The sequence below is a fragment of the Cytobacillus sp. FSL K6-0129 genome (assembly GCF_038007625.1).
In the GTDB taxonomy this organism is placed as follows: domain Bacteria; phylum Bacillota; class Bacilli; order Bacillales; family Cytobacillaceae; genus Cytobacillus; species Cytobacillus kochii.
On the sequence record NZ_JBBOXM010000001.1, the window covers coordinates 3,523,682 to 3,539,282 of the forward strand.

The window sequence follows — 15,601 nt, forward strand, 5'->3', positions numbered from 1 at the left end:
AGCTAATCAAACACTTTATTGGAGAGTTTGATCCTGGCTCAGGACGAACGCTGGCGGCGTGCCTAATACATGCAAGTCGAGCGAATCTGAGGGAGCTTGCTCCCAAAGATTAGCGGCGGACGGGTGAGTAACACGTGGGCAACCTGCCTGTAAGACTGGGATAACTCCGGGAAACCGGGGCTAATACCGGATAATATCTATTTATACATATAATTAGATTGAAAGATGGTTCTGCTATCACTTACAGATGGGCCCGCGGCGCATTAGCTAGTTGGTGAGGTAACGGCTCACCAAGGCGACGATGCGTAGCCGACCTGAGAGGGTGATCGGCCACACTGGGACTGAGACACGGCCCAGACTCCTACGGGAGGCAGCAGTAGGGAATCTTCCGCAATGGACGAAAGTCTGACGGAGCAACGCCGCGTGAGTGATGAAGGTTTTCGGATCGTAAAACTCTGTTGTTAGGGAAGAACAAGTATCGGAGTAACTGCCGGTACCTTGACGGTACCTAACCAGAAAGCCACGGCTAACTACGTGCCAGCAGCCGCGGTAATACGTAGGTGGCAAGCGTTGTCCGGAATTATTGGGCGTAAAGCGCGCGCAGGCGGTTCCTTAAGTCTGATGTGAAAGCCCACGGCTCAACCGTGGAGGGTCATTGGAAACTGGGGAACTTGAGTGCAGAAGAGGAAAGTGGAATTCCAAGTGTAGCGGTGAAATGCGTAGAGATTTGGAGGAACACCAGTGGCGAAGGCGACTTTCTGGTCTGTAACTGACGCTGAGGCGCGAAAGCGTGGGGAGCAAACAGGATTAGATACCCTGGTAGTCCACGCCGTAAACGATGAGTGCTAAGTGTTAGAGGGTTTCCGCCCTTTAGTGCTGCAGCAAACGCATTAAGCACTCCGCCTGGGGAGTACGACCGCAAGGTTGAAACTCAAAGGAATTGACGGGGGCCCGCACAAGCGGTGGAGCATGTGGTTTAATTCGAAGCAACGCGAAGAACCTTACCAGGTCTTGACATCCTCTGACAATCCTAGAGATAGGACTTTCCCCTTCGGGGGACAGAGTGACAGGTGGTGCATGGTTGTCGTCAGCTCGTGTCGTGAGATGTTGGGTTAAGTCCCGCAACGAGCGCAACCCTTGATCTTAGTTGCCAGCATTTAGTTGGGCACTCTAAGGTGACTGCCGGTGACAAACCGGAGGAAGGTGGGGATGACGTCAAATCATCATGCCCCTTATGACCTGGGCTACACACGTGCTACAATGGATGGTACAAAGGGCTGCAAGACCGCGAGGTTTAGCCAATCCCATAAAACCATTCTCAGTTCGGATTGTAGGCTGCAACTCGCCTACATGAAGCCGGAATCGCTAGTAATCGCGGATCAGCATGCCGCGGTGAATACGTTCCCGGGCCTTGTACACACCGCCCGTCACACCACGAGAGTTTGTAACACCCGAAGTCGGTGGGGTAACCTTTTGGAGCCAGCCGCCTAAGGTGGGACAGATGATTGGGGTGAAGTCGTAACAAGGTAGCCGTATCGGAAGGTGCGGCTGGATCACCTCCTTTCTAAGGAATATACGGAATTAACTTGATGTTAGACTGTTCGTTCAGTTTTGAGAGTATAATCTCTCAATTCAATCGTTCTTTGAAAACTAGATAATGTAATGAAGAAGATTACCGAGTAATCGCCACCTTAGTTATTTTCTCTCTATATAATAGTAATAGAGTAGAGATACTAAACTTTTTTAAAAAACACACAACCGTGAGGGTTGTGAGAAGCAAGCAGTTCAAGGAAGCGAGCGAGGAAACACCGGAGTGTGCGTCTTGTGCACATGAGGATGTTGACGAGTGAGCTGACGCCGAAATGCGTAGCTTATCGCAAGCCGAACAATGGTTAAGTTAATAAGGGCGCACGGTGAATGCCTTGGCACTAGGAGCCGATGAAGGACGGGACTAACACCGATATGCTTCGGGGAGCTGTAAGTAAGCTTTGATCCGGAGATTTCCGAATGGGGAAACCCCCTATCCGTTATGGGATAGGATCCATACCTGAATACATAGGGTATGGAAGGCAGACCCGGGGAACTGAAACATCTAAGTACCCGGAGGAAGAGAAAGCAAACGCGATTCCCTGAGTAGCGGCGAGCGAAACGGGATTAGCCCAAACCAAGAGGCTTGCCTCTTGGGGTTGTAGGACATTCTATACGGAGTTACAAAGGAACGAGATAGACGAAGAGGTCTGGAAAGGCCCGCCATAGGAGGTAAAAGCCCTGTAGTTGAAACTTCGTTCCCTCCAGAGTGGATCCTGAGTACGGCGGGACACGAGAAATCCCGTCGGAAGCAGGGAGGACCATCTCCCAAGGCTAAATACTCCCTAGTGACCGATAGTGAACCAGTACCGTGAGGGAAAGGTGAAAAGCACCCCGGAAGGGGAGTGAAAGAGATCCTGAAACCGTGTGCCTACAAGTAGTTAGAGCCCGTTAATGGGTGATAGCGTGCCTTTTGTAGAATGAACCGGCGAGTTACGATTACATGCGAGGTTAAGTTGGACAGACGGAGCCGTAGCGAAAGCGAGTCTGAATAGGGCGAATGAGTATGTGGTCGTAGACCCGAAACCAGGTGATCTACCCATGTCCAGGGTGAAGTCCAGGTAACACTGGATGGAGGCCCGAACCCACGTACGTTGAAAAGTGCGGGGATGAGGTGTGGGTAGCGGAGAAATTCCAATCGAACTTGGAGATAGCTGGTTCTCTCCGAAATAGCTTTAGGGCTAGCCTCATGCGTAAGAATCTTGGAGGTAGAGCACTGTTTGGACTAGGGGCCCTCATCGGGTTACCGAATTCAGACAAACTCCGAATGCCAAAGATTTATCCATGGGAGTCAGACTGCGAGTGATAAGATCCGTAGTCAAGAGGGAAACAGCCCAGACCACCAGCTAAGGTCCCAAAGTATACGTTAAGTGGAAAAGGATGTGGAGTTGCTTAGACAACCAGGATGTTGGCTTAGAAGCAGCCACCATTTAAAGAGTGCGTAATAGCTCACTGGTCGAGTGACTCCGCGCCGAAAATGTACCGGGGCTAAACGTATCACCGAAGCTGTGGATTGAACATCGTTGATGTTCAGTGGTAGGAGAGCGTTCTAAGGGCGTTGAAGCTAGACCGTAAGGACTGGTGGAGCGCTTAGAAGTGAGAATGCCGGTATGAGTAGCGAAAGATGGGTGAGAATCCCATCCACCGAATGCCTAAGGTTTCCTGAGGAAGGCTCGTCCGCTCAGGGTTAGTCGGGACCTAAGCCGAGGCTGAAAAGCGTAGGCGATGGACAACAGGTTGATATTCCTGTACCACCGTATTCTGTTTGAGTGATGGGGGGACGCAGGAGGATAGGGTAAGCGCACTATTGGATGTGCGTCTAAGCAGTTAGAGGGACCATGAGGCAAATCCCATGGTCACATACCTTGAGCTGTGATAGCGAGGGAAATTTAGTACCGAAGTTCTTGATTCCACACTGCCAAGAAAAGCCTCTAGCGAGGAATAAGGTGCCCGTACCGCAAACCGACACAGGTAGGCGAGGAGAGAATCCTAAGGTGAGCGAGAGAACTCTCGTTAAGGAACTCGGCAAAATGACCCCGTAACTTCGGGAGAAGGGGTGCTCATTAGGGTGTTAAAGCCTTGATGAGCCGCAGTGAATAGGCCCAGGCGACTGTTTAGCAAAAACACAGGTCTCTGCGAAGCCGCAAGGCGAAGTATAGGGGCTGACGCCTGCCCGGTGCTGGAAGGTTAAGAGGAGAGGTTAGCTCACGCGAAGCTTTGAATCGAAGCCCCAGTAAACGGCGGCCGTAACTATAACGGTCCTAAGGTAGCGAAATTCCTTGTCGGGTAAGTTCCGACCCGCACGAAAGGCGTAACGATCTGGGCACTGTCTCAACGAGAGACTCGGTGAAATTATAGTACCTGTGAAGATGCAGGTTACCCGCGACAGGACGGAAAGACCCCGTGGAGCTTTACTGTAGCCTGATATTGAATTTTGGTACAGCTTGTACAGGATAGGTAGGAGCCTTAGAAGCCGGAGCGCTAGCTTCGGTGGAGGCGTCGGTGGGATACTACCCTGGCTGTATTGAAATTCTAACCCACATCCCTTATCGGGATGGGAGACAGTGTCAGGTGGGCAGTTTGACTGGGGCGGTCGCCTCCTAAAGAGTAACGGAGGCGCCCAAAGGTTCCCTCAGAATGGTTGGAAATCATTCGTAGAGTGTAAAGGCACAAGGGAGCTTGACTGCGAGACCTACAAGTCGAGCAGGGACGAAAGTCGGGCTTAGTGATCCGGTGGTTCCGCATGGAAGGGCCATCGCTCAACGGATAAAAGCTACCCCGGGGATAACAGGCTTATCTCCCCCAAGAGTCCACATCGACGGGGAGGTTTGGCACCTCGATGTCGGCTCATCGCATCCTGGGGCTGTAGTCGGTCCCAAGGGTTGGGCTGTTCGCCCATTAAAGCGGTACGCGAGCTGGGTTCAGAACGTCGTGAGACAGTTCGGTCCCTATCCGTCGTGGGCGCAGGAAATTTGAGAGGAGCTGTCCTTAGTACGAGAGGACCGGGATGGACGCACCGCTGGTGTACCAGTTGTCTTGCCAAAGGCATCGCTGGGTAGCTATGTGCGGAAGGGATAAGTGCTGAAAGCATCTAAGCATGAAGCCCCCCTCGAGATGAGATTTCCCATAGCGCAAGCTAGTAAGATCCCTGAAAGATGATCAGGTTGATAGGTTAGAGGTGGAAGTGTGGCGACACATGTAGCTGACTAATACTAATCGATCGAGGACTTAACCAAACAGGCGATTACTCAATAAATATCTTCTTCAACATTACCTAGTCTTGAGGGAACGATTCCCTTACAATTTCATAGTCCGGTGGCGATAGCGAGAAGGTCACACCCGTTCCCATACCGAACACGGAAGTTAAGCTTCTCAGCGCCGATGGTAGTTAGGGGCTGTCCCCTTGTGAGAGTAGGACGTTGCCGGGCATATGATTTTTATAAAATAATATTATCGCGGGGTGGAGCAGTTCGGTAGCTCGTCGGGCTCATAACCCGAAGGTCGCAGGTTCAAATCCTGCCCCCGCAATCTGGTCCGGTAGTTCAGTTGGTTAGAATGCCTGCCTGTCACGCAGGAGGTCGCGGGTTCGAGTCCCGTCCGGACCGCCAGTTTAATTTTATATGTGAAACGTATCGAAACAGGGAACTTGTTTCGTTTTTTTTGTGTAGAAAACTTAGGTTCTATAGGTTCAAGTAGAATTGATTTGTGCCTCGTAAAAAAGTACATCATGACTAATTTGTAAGTCCTTGATAGAGATATAACGCATTATTATTTACAAAAATCCTTACGTTTAATCTATCCCAATAGCTGTAATGATCAGTTTATCCATCATATTGTATATTACTAGAGAAACTATCACTTTAGCTCGCCATTAGGCGGGTTTTCTTTTTGTCAAAAAACAAATGCAAATTAGGATGCGTAAACCAAAAATATGTTAAGTAATTTCTAAAAACAACTATTTTTAGTTGCCTCTACGGAAATAACCGTTAAATAGTAGATACAGGCAAAAGATAGTGTTGAAAAGTTTTAGGCGGGAACGGAAGAAACGCGCAAAAGAAAAAGAAAGAGAGCAAGGAATTGCGCGTAAAAGGAAGATACGCGCAAAAGAAAGAGAAAGAGAGCAAGGAATTGCGCGTAAAAGGGAGATACGCGCAAGAGAAAGAGAAAAAGAGCAAGGAATTGCGCGTAAAAGGAAGATACACGAAAGAGAAAGAGAAAGAGAGCCGGGAATTGCGCGCAAAAGGAAGATACGCGCAAAAGAAAAAGAAAAAGAGCCCGGAATTGCGCGCAAAAGGAAGATACGCGCAAAAGAAAGAGAAAAAGAGCAAGGAATTGCGCGTAAAAGGAAGATACGCGCAAAAGAAAGAGAAAAAGAGCCGGGAATTGCGCGCAAAAGGAAGATACGCGCAAGAGAAAGAGAAAAAGAGCCCGGAATTGCGCGCAACAGGAAGATACGCGCAAAAGAAAGAGAAAAAGAGCCGGGAATTGCGTGCATAAGGAAGATACACGCAAGACAAAGAGAAAAAGAGCAAGGAATGCGCGCAAAAGGTTACTGTCCCGACAAAACAAAGTGTTCTTTGATGTCTATGAAAAAATCATGTAAACTACATGTATATGTGTCATTATTATTGTAAATAAATGAAAGACCAAATGTAGGTGATAAAATGGATCAATTCCAGTGGAATACAAAAAATACGGAAGAAACAATGGCATTTGCAAAGAGGTTAGGAGAAAAAGCAGCTGCAGGTGATGTCATTTTATTAGAAGGTGATTTAGGGGCAGGTAAAACAACATTTACGAAAGGGCTTGCGTTAGGCCTTGGTATTGAACGAAATGTGAATAGCCCTACATTCACTATTATAAAGGAATATAATGGTCGTCTACCTTTGTACCATATGGATGTTTACCGGGTGGAGGATGGCGATGAAGATCTTGGGTTTGATGAGTATTTTCATGGGCAAGGTGTGACCGTCGTGGAATGGGCTCATCTAATAGAAGATCAACTGCCAGAAGAAAGGTTAAAAATTGTAATCCATTATACCGGAAATGAAGAACGAAGAATAGCGCTACATCCAAAAGGAAAACGCTATGTGAAGCTGTGTGAGGAGTTAGTAAAATGAAAATATTAGCTATAGACACGTCAAATTATACACTAGGGATCGCTCTAGTAGATGACGACAAAATTATAGGGGAATATATCACGAATATCAAAAAGAATCACTCAGTTCGTGTAATGCCCGCGATAGAAATGCTTTTAAAGGATTGCGATACGTTGCCACAAGATATAGAAAAGATTGTTGTCGCAGAAGGACCCGGTTCATATACGGGGGTAAGAATTGGTGTAACCATAGCTAAAACATTAGCTTGGACGTTGAATATACCTCTTTCAGGCGTATCGAGTCTAGCTGTTTTGGCAGCAAGTGCAGGTAGTTATTTTAACGGTGTCATTTCACCGTTATTTGATGCGAGAAGAGGTCAGATTTATACTGGTTTATATCAATTTCAAGAGAGTCGGTTATTAGATCTAGCATCGGATCATCTAACGTTGACCGTTAATTGGACGCAACGTTTATTAAATAGAGAAGAACCGGTTTTATTTGTCGGTAATGATTTATCCATACACAAGGAACAAATTAAAGCAGACTTAGGGGATCGGGCATATTTTGCACGTTTAACTGAACAAAATCCTCGTCCTTCTGAATTGGCCATTTTAGGTAGAGATAAGGAAGCTGTTGATATCCACAATTTTGTCCCTAATTATATCCGTCTTGCTGAGGCAGAGGCAAAATGGATTGAAGCTTCGAAAGGGAGCAAGCTCCAATGACCAGTAAATTAACGTTTCGGTTAATGAACGAAGATGATATTGATGAAGTATTAAAAGTAGAACAGGCATCTTTTTCTTCACCTTGGAGTAGAGAGGCCTTTTATAATGAAATGACATTGAACCAATTCTCGGTCTACGTTGTATTAGAAGACGGAGAAGAATTGATAGGATACGGTGGGGCATGGGTGGTTACAGACGAGGCCCATGTAACAAATGTAGCGATACTACCCAGATATAGAGGGAAGAAACTTGGCGAGGCGTTAATGGTCCAGCTGATGGATGTTGTAAAAGAAATGGGTGCCCTTAAAATGACCCTAGAAGTAAGGGTGAGTAACATGATAGCAAGACGGTTGTATAGCAAGCTAGGTTTTCAAGAAGGCGGAATTAGAAAAAATTATTATTCGGATAATCATGAAGATGCTTTAGTAATGTGGGTGAATATAAAATGAAAAAAGATCAATATATATTAGGGATAGAAACAAGCTGTGATGAAACAGCAGTAGCCATCATTAAAAATGGTAGAGAGATCATCGCTAATGTTGTCGCTTCTCAAATTGAAAGTCATAAAAGGTTTGGCGGGGTTGTACCAGAAATCGCTTCAAGGCATCATGTAGAACAAATGACCATTGTGTTAGAAGAAGCGTTAAATAAAGCGAGTATGACGATGAACGATATCGATGCAGTTGCTGTGACAGAAGGTCCAGGGTTAGTGGGTGCCTTACTTGTCGGTGTAAATGCAGCGAAGGCGATTGCCTTTGCTCATCAAAAGCCACTTATTGGGGTGCACCATATAGCAGGGCATATTTATGCCAATCGCTTAATTAAAGAAATGACTTTCCCGGCGCTTGCATTAGTCGTTTCCGGGGGCCATACAGAGCTCGTTTATATGAAAGCACATGGTGATTTTGAAGTTATTGGTGAAACACGTGATGATGCTGCTGGAGAAGCATATGATAAAGTAGCGCGAGTTCTAAATATGCCATATCCAGGTGGGCCACATATTGATCGCCTTGCCCATGAAGGAGAAGCGACAATTAAGCTTCCTCGTGCGTGGCTAGAAGAAGGCTCCTTTGATTTTAGTTTCAGTGGATTGAAGTCTGCCGTTATCAACACAGTGCATAATGCTGAACAACGTGGAGAGACCATCTTACCAGAGGATTTAGCAGCGAGCTTTCAAGAAAGCGTCATTGAGGTATTAGTGACCAAGACCTTAAAAGCAGTAGAGGCATATGATGTGAAACAACTACTATTAGCAGGTGGCGTTGCAGCAAATAAAGGACTTCGTGAAGCATTAACAGAGACCTTTAAGAATAAGGAAGAGATAGACTTAGTCATTCCACCTTTACATTTATGCACAGATAATGCAGCGATGATTGCTGCAGTGGGGGCAATTATGTTCGAAAAAGGGATGTTCTCAGATATGAGTATGAATGCAAACCCAGGGTTAGATATACAGTTTCAACAATAATAATGAAGACTAGTGAATCATGATCATCTATTCACTAGTCTTTTTATTTTTAGTGATGACAGAAAGTTATTCACAATATCAAGTATAGTATTGGTGGCATATCATATTGTGGATAATATTAAAATTTTCAGAGTTTTTGTTGATAAGTATCATAAAAATTGTGGATAATGTGGAAAAGTGTTGTTTCACCTATTGTTAATCCGTTTGTGCTGTGAATAAAAATGTGGACAATTTACTTGTAGAAAGAAAAGCTGGGGATAATTAAATTATCCCCAGCTACGTTTAATTACATTAAATCTCCCAAATCGCTCCATTCTTCAAGTAACCGCTCGAGTTGTGCTTTTATAGCCTCATTTTTAGTTGTAATCTCGAGGACTTTCTCGTGGTCCTGGAAGATTTCAGGGTCACAGAGTTGTTCATCGTAAGTTTCAATTTGCGCTTCTAACTCTTCGATTAACTGTTCAATTTCTGTCAGCCTTCTTTTTCGTTGTCTTTCTAGTTTCTTCGCTTCTTTATCTTGTTGATAACTTTGCTTTTCTGGTTTAGTGATACTTTCTTGTGGCAGGTCTGCTGATTCAAAAAGCTCTATTTCTTCAATTTCCGCCTTTTTATCCACATAGTAATCATAATCCCCTAAAAATTCCGTTGCTCCACTTGTTGATAACTCAATCACCTTTGTTGCGATCCTATTAATAAAATAGCGGTCATGAGAGACAAAGAGGAGCGTACCTGGAAAATCAATAAGTGCATTTTCAAGAATTTCTTTACTATCAAGGTCTAAATGGTTGGTCGGCTCATCTAGTATGAGGACATTTGCTCTTTGCAACATCAACTTAGCTAGTGCTAATCGTGCTTTTTCTCCACCACTCAATGTAGAGACAATTTTCAAGACATCATCTCCAGAGAAGAGGAAGTTACCTAACACGGTACGGACATCTTTTTCAGGCATGAGGGGGTAATCATCCCAGAGCTCGTTTAATACGGTTTTATTTGAACTCAAATCAGCTTGCTGTTGGTCGTAATAGCCAATGCGGATATTTGAGCCATATTGAAACGTGCCACCTAAAGCAGGTAGCTTGTCTACAAGGGTCTTCAATAAAGTCGACTTTCCAATACCATTGGGACCTACTAAAGCAATGGAATCGCCTCGAGACATGCGAAATGAAATGTGATCACTGATCTTTTCTTCTTGATAGCCAATTGCTAAAGAGTCAGCGGTTAGCACATCATTGCCTGATTGACGATCAATTTGAAAGCCGAATGTCGCTGATTTCTCATCCCCTTGGGGACGATCCATTCGCTCCATCTTCTCAAGCTGCTTGCGCCGGCTTTGTGCACGCTTTGTTGTCGAAGCACGGGCAAGGTTGCGTTGAACAAAGTCTTCTAGTTTCGCAATTTCTTCTTGTTGTTTTTCATACATTTTCAAGTCACGTTCATAATTCGCTGCTTTTTGGTCAAGATATTTGCTGTAGTTACCAACGTATTTTTTAATATGGTTACGTGATAGTTCATATACCTGGTTGACGACTTTATCTAAGAAATAGCGGTCATGTGAGACAATTAAAATAGCACCATCATAACCACTAAGATACTGCTCTAGCCATGACAATGTTTCAATATCTAAATGGTTGGTCGGCTCATCTAAAATCAGTAAATCAGGTTTGGTTAACAATAATTTCGCAAGTGCAAGTCGCGTCCTTTGCCCCCCGCTTAATGCAGAAATTTTTGTATCATAGCTAAACGATTGAAAATTAAGGCCATGTAGTACAGAACGAATGTCTGCCTCGTATTGATAGCCACCTTGTTCTTTAAAGTTGACTTGCATTTGATCATAGGTTTTTAAAATTTTATCGTAAGCTTCACCGTTTTCGACGAGTGTTGCATCGCCCATCTGTGTTTCTAGTAAGCGCAGTTCCTTCTCTTGTTTGCGCAAATAATCAAACACGGTAAGCATTTCGTCCCAAATAGATAGCTCAGATTCTAGTCCTGTATTTTGTGCAAGATAACCGATTTTGGTTTCTTTCGATTGAATAATTTCACCGGAATCATAGGACATATGTCCAGCAATAATTTTTAAAAGAGTTGATTTTCCCGCACCATTACGTCCAACTAATGCAATGCGGTCTCTCGTTTGTACTTCAAGCTTTATATTCATTAATATAGGATCAGCCACAAAACTTTTCGAAAGCTGATTAACCTGTAATAATATCATTATATTTCACCTCTGTTATAGTGATAGTGTACCTTAATCAGGTGAGGTTCGGCAATAAAGTCACTATTTGGATAGAATATATAAAAAACTACATTACACAGATGAATCAAAATAGTGTATCATTTTCATGTGAGGTGTTATGAATGGCTGAATTTACACATTTTAATGAAGAAGGCAGAGCGAAGATGGTGGATGTGAGTGAAAAACCACAAACTGCCCGTACAGCAATTGCTCATAGTAGTATTGAGCTAAATCAAGAAATCTATCAGAAGATTACTGATGGCACAATGAAAAAGGGAGATGTGCTGGCTGTTGCTCAAGTGGCAGGTATTATGGCTGCGAAAAAGACATCTGATATCATCCCGATGTGTCATCCACTTGCCTTAACCGGTATTGATATATCTTTCAATTGGGAAGAGGTAGAGGATCAGTATGTGTTACATATTGATTGTACAGTGAAAACAAATGGGCATACCGGAGTAGAAATGGAAGCGTTGACAGCTGCTACAGCTACCGCTTTAACGGTATATGATATGTGCAAAGCAGTAGATAAAGGCATGGTAATAGGACCAACATATTTAGTAGAGAAAACCGGTGGTAAAAACGGTGATTTTAGAAGGGCTTAAGTAAATGGAATGGAGTGGAGCCTATGTCCAATGAATCAACGAAAATCCCTCAAGCAACGGCTAAGCGATTGCCTTTGTATTATCGTTTTTTGAAAAATTTACACGCATCAGGAAAGCAGCGAGTTTCTTCAGCAGAATTAAGTGAAGCGGTGAAAGTAGATTCTGCAACAATTCGACGAGATTTCTCCTATTTCGGTGCTTTAGGGAAAAAAGGTTACGGATATAACGTAAATTACTTATTAGGATTTTTCCGTAAGACACTCGATCAAGATGAAGTGACAAAGGTAGCGTTAATTGGTGTAGGGAATCTAGGTACAGCGTTTTTAAATTATAATTTTTTAAAAAATAATAATACAAAGATTGAAGTGGCATTTGATGTTTCAGAAAGTAGGGTTGGCACGTCTGTAGGCGAGGTACCTGTCCGTCATTTAGATGACCTAGAAAAGTTGATTGATGAGCACCATATTCAAGTTGTCATTTTGACTGTACCGTCTCATGCGGCACAACCAATTACGGATCGAATCGTTAAAAGTCATGTAAAGGGAATCTTGAACTTTACGCCAGCGCGGTTAACGGTTCCTTCCCATATTCGCATCCATCATATTGATTTGGCGGTCGAATTGCAATCATTAGTATACTTCTTAAAACACTATCCATCATAAAAAAGGAGCTGACCCGCATGGAGTCAGCTCTATTTTTTATCCTCTTTCTTTTTCATACGATAATGCATAGCGATTAATTTAATCCCGCCACCAATATCAAAAGTGGCAAAAATCAAAATGAAGATCGTTAAAAATCCCCAACCTCCACCGTTTTGAAGGTTAATAATTGCAAAATAAATAAATACAAATCCAAAAAGAAGGGAGATAATCCCTGTGAACAAAGGTGTTCTCATCTAACATCATCCTAATCTGCTAAAAATCATTTGTACCGTTTCTAAGTCTGTCATATATTTTTCTAGCTTATCCATATTCAATTGAATCACAACGACAAAGGTATTCATCGCTACATGAGCAATGATCGGTACGAGAATACGATTGGTTTTTACATATAAAAACGCGAACGTAAAGCCCATCGCTGCATAAAGAAGTAAGTGCTCAATTTCCCCATGGGCGAGAGAGAAAATTAATGAACTAATCAGTGCTGATAAAAAGAAGTTCAATCGTTTATGCAAGGAACCAAAAATGATTTTCCTGAAAATGATCTCTTCTAAAATCGGCCCAATAATGGAAACAACAATAATCACAAGAGCAGACGTTTCAATTAATGACATAATTTGCTGCGTATTATCTGACCCCATATCAATGCCGAGCATTAATTCAATATTCGCTGCAACGGTTTGAGCAATAAATGCTAGCGGAATACCTGCAATCGCCCACCCGATAGAAGTCGATAATGGTGCTTGATTCCTCATTGACATCTCTTTGCTTTCTTTCCGTAAAAACCACAAAGTTAAGAGAAGGGTAATTGTAAAACTAATGACAATCCAGAGTGGCGGTGCAATTTTTGCAACCTCATCAAAGCTGTATCCTAACATATTACCTAGAAAAAGAATGGCAGGAACGCCAACGATGGCTGATAATTGCATGGCTATATAAATCATAATGATAAACCAATACTCTTTTTTCAATGGCTAGTCTCCTATTCTTAAAGAAGTTACACTAATATTTATTTTACCTGTTAAACACTATTAGTTTCAAATAGTACATCCTTATGAAGTGCATAAAACAAATAGAAGTTGTATAGAATGGAGAGGTTCGCATTTTTTTTTGCAAAATTGCAAGGTTCTTACTTGCAAAAAAGAGTAGTTTTGATTAATATAATAATTGTGTTAGCACTCAAGACTAACGAGTGCTAATAAAATAATTTTTGAATGAATTGAGGAGGTTGTTTCACTTGTTGAAGCCACTAGGTGATCGAATTATTATCGAGCTTGTTGAAACGGAAGAAAAAACTGCAAGCGGTATCGTACTACCAGATAGCGCGAAAGAAAAGCCTCAAGAAGGTAAAGTCGTAGCAGTTGGTACTGGACGTGTACTAGAAAATGGTGAACGTGTAGCATTAGAAGTTGCAGAAGGCGACCTTATTATCTTCTCAAAATATGCAGGAACAGAAGTGAAATACGAAGGTACAGAATACTTAATTTTACGTGAAAATGACATTCTTGCTGTGATCGGTTAATAAAAAAACAGCTATATACTTATTATAAAGATTTTTAACTATTAGAGGAGGTACTTAATAATGGCTAAAGATATTAAATTTAGTGAAGACGCTCGCCGCGCGATGCTTCGTGGTGTGGATACACTTGCAGATGCAGTAAAAGTAACTCTTGGACCTAAAGGACGTAACGTGGTTCTTGAGAAGAAATTCGGTTCTCCATTAATTACAAATGATGGTGTAACAATTGCTAAAGAAATCGAACTAGAAGATGCATTTGAAAACATGGGTGCGAAACTAGTTGCTGAAGTAGCAAGTAAAACAAACGACGTAGCTGGTGACGGTACAACAACTGCAACGGTTCTAGCGCAAGCAATGATCCGCGAAGGTTTGAAAAACGTAACAGCTGGTGCAAACCCAATGGGTATCCGTAAAGGGATCGAAAAAGCGGTTGCTACAGCAGTTGAAGAGCTACAAGCGATCTCTAAACCAATCGAAGGCAAAGAGTCTATTGCGCAAGTAGCATCCATCTCTGCTGCTGACGAAGAAGTTGGACAATTAATCGCTGAAGCTATGGAACGTGTAGGTAACGACGGTGTTATCACAATCGAAGAATCTAAAGGATTCACAACAGAAATGGATATCGTTGAAGGTATGCAATTCGACCGTGGATACAGCTCAGCTTACATGGTAACAGATACAGATAAAATGGAAGCAGTATTAGATGATCCTTACATCTTAATCACTGACAAAAAAATCGCAAGCATTCAAGAAGTATTACCAGTACTTGAGCAAGTAGTACAACAAGGTAAACCATTACTTCTTATCGCTGAAGATGTAGAAGGCGAAGCATTATCTACATTAGTAGTGAACAAATTACGTGGAACATTCAATGCAGTAGCTGTTAAAGCGCCTGGATTCGGTGACCGTCGTAAAGCAATGCTTGAAGATATCGCTATCCTAACTGGCGGTGAAGTAATCACTGAAGAGCTAGGTCGTGACCTTAAATCTGCTACAATCGACTCTCTAGGACGCGCTTCTAAAGTCGTTGTAACAAAAGAAAACACAACAATCGTTGAAGGTGCTGGTGCAAGCGACCAAATCGCAGGCCGCGTAAACCAAATCCGTAAACAAATGGACGAAACAACTTCTGAATTCGACCGTGAAAAATTACAAGAACGCCTTGCTAAACTAGCTGGTGGCGTAGCAGTCGTAAAAGTTGGAGCGGCTACAGAAACAGAACTTAAAGAACGTAAACTACGCATTGAAGATGCCCTAAACTCTACACGCGCAGCTGTAGAAGAAGGTATGGTATCTGGTGGTGGTGTTGCCCTTCTTAACGTATACAACAAAGTTGCTGCATTAGAAGAAGAAGGCGATGTTCAAACAGGTATCAACATCGTTCTACGTGCAATGGAAGAGCCAGTACGCACAATCGCTCACAACGCAGGTTTAGAAGGATCTATCATCGTAGATCGCCTAAAACGCGAAGAAGTAGGCACTGGCTTCAACGCTGCAACAGGCGAATGGGTAAACATGATCGACGCTGGTATCGTTGACCCTGCCAAAGTAACACGTTCAGCTCTACAAAACGCTGGTTCAGTTGCTGCCATGTTCCTAACAACAGAAGCAGTCGTAGCTGACAAACCAGAAGAAAACGCACCTGCAATGCCTGACATGGGCGGTATGGGTGGAATGGGCGGTATGATGTAATTTGGGTTTTAAAA

The 15,601-nt window shown here is 43.2% G+C and carries 12 protein-coding genes, 2 tRNA genes and 3 rRNA genes; 14 read left to right on the forward strand and 3 right to left on the reverse strand.

Translation table 11 applies throughout. The annotated features are described in order from the left end of the window. The first annotated feature begins 15 nt into the window (after window positions 1-15). The 10 genes from MHI57_RS17800 to tsaD all read left to right on the forward strand — a co-directional run bounded on the left by MHI57_RS17800 (window position 16) and on the right by tsaD (window position 8,879). Window positions 16-1,564 (forward strand): 16S ribosomal RNA (locus MHI57_RS17800). Window positions 1,565-1,890: 326 nt separating this feature from the next. Continuing rightward, window positions 1,891-4,823 (forward strand): 23S ribosomal RNA (locus MHI57_RS17805). Between the two features lie 75 nt (window positions 4,824-4,898). After that, window positions 4,899-5,015 (forward strand): 5S ribosomal RNA (gene rrf / locus MHI57_RS17810). Together the 16S, 23S and 5S rRNA genes with 2 tRNA genes alongside form the textbook arrangement of a ribosomal RNA operon. A 26-nt stretch (window positions 5,016-5,041) precedes the next feature. Next, window positions 5,042-5,115: transfer RNA gene (locus MHI57_RS17815), tRNA-Met, on the forward strand. Window positions 5,116-5,118: 3 nt separating this feature from the next. Further along, window positions 5,119-5,195 (forward strand) — tRNA-Asp (locus tag MHI57_RS17820). Window positions 5,196-5,664: 469 nt separating this feature from the next. After that, the gene (locus MHI57_RS17825) at window positions 5,665-6,084 is read left to right on the forward strand and encodes a hypothetical protein (protein WP_340977544.1); all 420 of its coding nucleotides are present in this window, start codon (window positions 5,665-5,667) and stop codon (window positions 6,082-6,084) included. Between the two features lie 167 nt (window positions 6,085-6,251). Then, window positions 6,252-6,707 (forward strand): tRNA (adenosine(37)-N6)-threonylcarbamoyltransferase complex ATPase subunit type 1 TsaE, encoded by a 456-nt coding sequence (tsaE, locus tag MHI57_RS17830; protein ID WP_322910582.1) that lies wholly within the window; start codon window positions 6,252-6,254, stop codon window positions 6,705-6,707. Further along, on the forward strand, window positions 6,704-7,411 hold the full coding sequence (gene tsaB, locus MHI57_RS17835; protein ID WP_322910581.1) for a tRNA (adenosine(37)-N6)-threonylcarbamoyltransferase complex dimerization subunit type 1 TsaB: 708 nt from the start codon (window positions 6,704-6,706) through the stop codon (window positions 7,409-7,411). Before tsaE ends, tsaB begins: the two co-directional genes overlap by 4 nt. Continuing rightward, window positions 7,408-7,860: a ribosomal protein S18-alanine N-acetyltransferase gene (gene rimI, locus MHI57_RS17840; protein ID WP_095370811.1), complete on the forward strand. Its 453-nt coding sequence runs from the start codon at window positions 7,408-7,410 to the stop codon at window positions 7,858-7,860. The genes tsaB and rimI overlap by 4 nt, the downstream gene beginning before the upstream one ends. After that, entirely contained in the window at window positions 7,857-8,879 is a 1,023-nt protein-coding gene (tsaD, locus tag MHI57_RS17845; protein WP_095370810.1) for a tRNA (adenosine(37)-N6)-threonylcarbamoyltransferase complex transferase subunit TsaD, read from the forward strand. Before rimI ends, tsaD begins: the two co-directional genes overlap by 4 nt. A gap of 286 nt (window positions 8,880-9,165) precedes the next feature. Here the strand turns inward: tsaD and MHI57_RS17850 are convergent, their stop codons facing one another. Further along, window positions 9,166-11,091 carry an ABC-F family ATP-binding cassette domain-containing protein gene (locus MHI57_RS17850; RefSeq protein WP_340977547.1) on the reverse strand — a complete coding sequence of 642 codons (1,926 nt, stop codon included), beginning with the start codon at window positions 11,089-11,091 and terminating at the stop codon, window positions 9,166-9,168. Window positions 11,092-11,234: 143 nt separating this feature from the next. Between MHI57_RS17850 and moaC the strand changes: the two genes are divergently transcribed. Both moaC and MHI57_RS17860 read left to right on the forward strand, forming a co-directional pair. After that, the gene (gene moaC, locus MHI57_RS17855) at window positions 11,235-11,717 is read left to right on the forward strand and encodes a cyclic pyranopterin monophosphate synthase MoaC (RefSeq protein ID WP_095370808.1); all 483 of its coding nucleotides are present in this window, start codon (window positions 11,235-11,237) and stop codon (window positions 11,715-11,717) included. A 23-nt stretch (window positions 11,718-11,740) separates the two neighbouring features. Beyond that, window positions 11,741-12,379, forward strand: coding sequence for a redox-sensing transcriptional repressor Rex (locus MHI57_RS17860; protein ID WP_095370807.1), 639 nt, complete (start codon window positions 11,741-11,743; stop codon window positions 12,377-12,379). 29 nt (window positions 12,380-12,408) lie between these two features. On the opposite strand, the gene MHI57_RS17865 is transcribed toward MHI57_RS17860, so the two are convergent. Continuing rightward, window positions 12,409-12,612, reverse strand: a complete 204-nt coding sequence (locus MHI57_RS17865; RefSeq protein WP_095370806.1) for a DUF4305 domain-containing protein — start codon at window positions 12,610-12,612, stop codon at window positions 12,409-12,411. Between the two features lie 6 nt (window positions 12,613-12,618). Next, window positions 12,619-13,347 carry a CPBP family intramembrane glutamic endopeptidase gene (locus MHI57_RS17870; protein ID WP_340977548.1) on the reverse strand — a complete coding sequence of 243 codons (729 nt, stop codon included), beginning with the start codon at window positions 13,345-13,347 and terminating at the stop codon, window positions 12,619-12,621. 266 nt (window positions 13,348-13,613) lie between these two features. On the opposite strand from MHI57_RS17870, the gene groES reads away from it, so the two are divergent. After that, a complete protein-coding gene (groES, locus tag MHI57_RS17875) occupies window positions 13,614-13,898 on the forward strand; it encodes a co-chaperone GroES (RefSeq protein ID WP_095370804.1) in 285 nt (94 codons plus the stop codon). A gap of 60 nt (window positions 13,899-13,958) precedes the next feature. Continuing rightward, window positions 13,959-15,587, forward strand: coding sequence for a chaperonin GroEL (groL, locus tag MHI57_RS17880; protein ID WP_095370803.1), 1,629 nt, complete (start codon window positions 13,959-13,961; stop codon window positions 15,585-15,587). The last annotated feature ends 14 nt before the right edge of the window (window positions 15,588-15,601 follow it).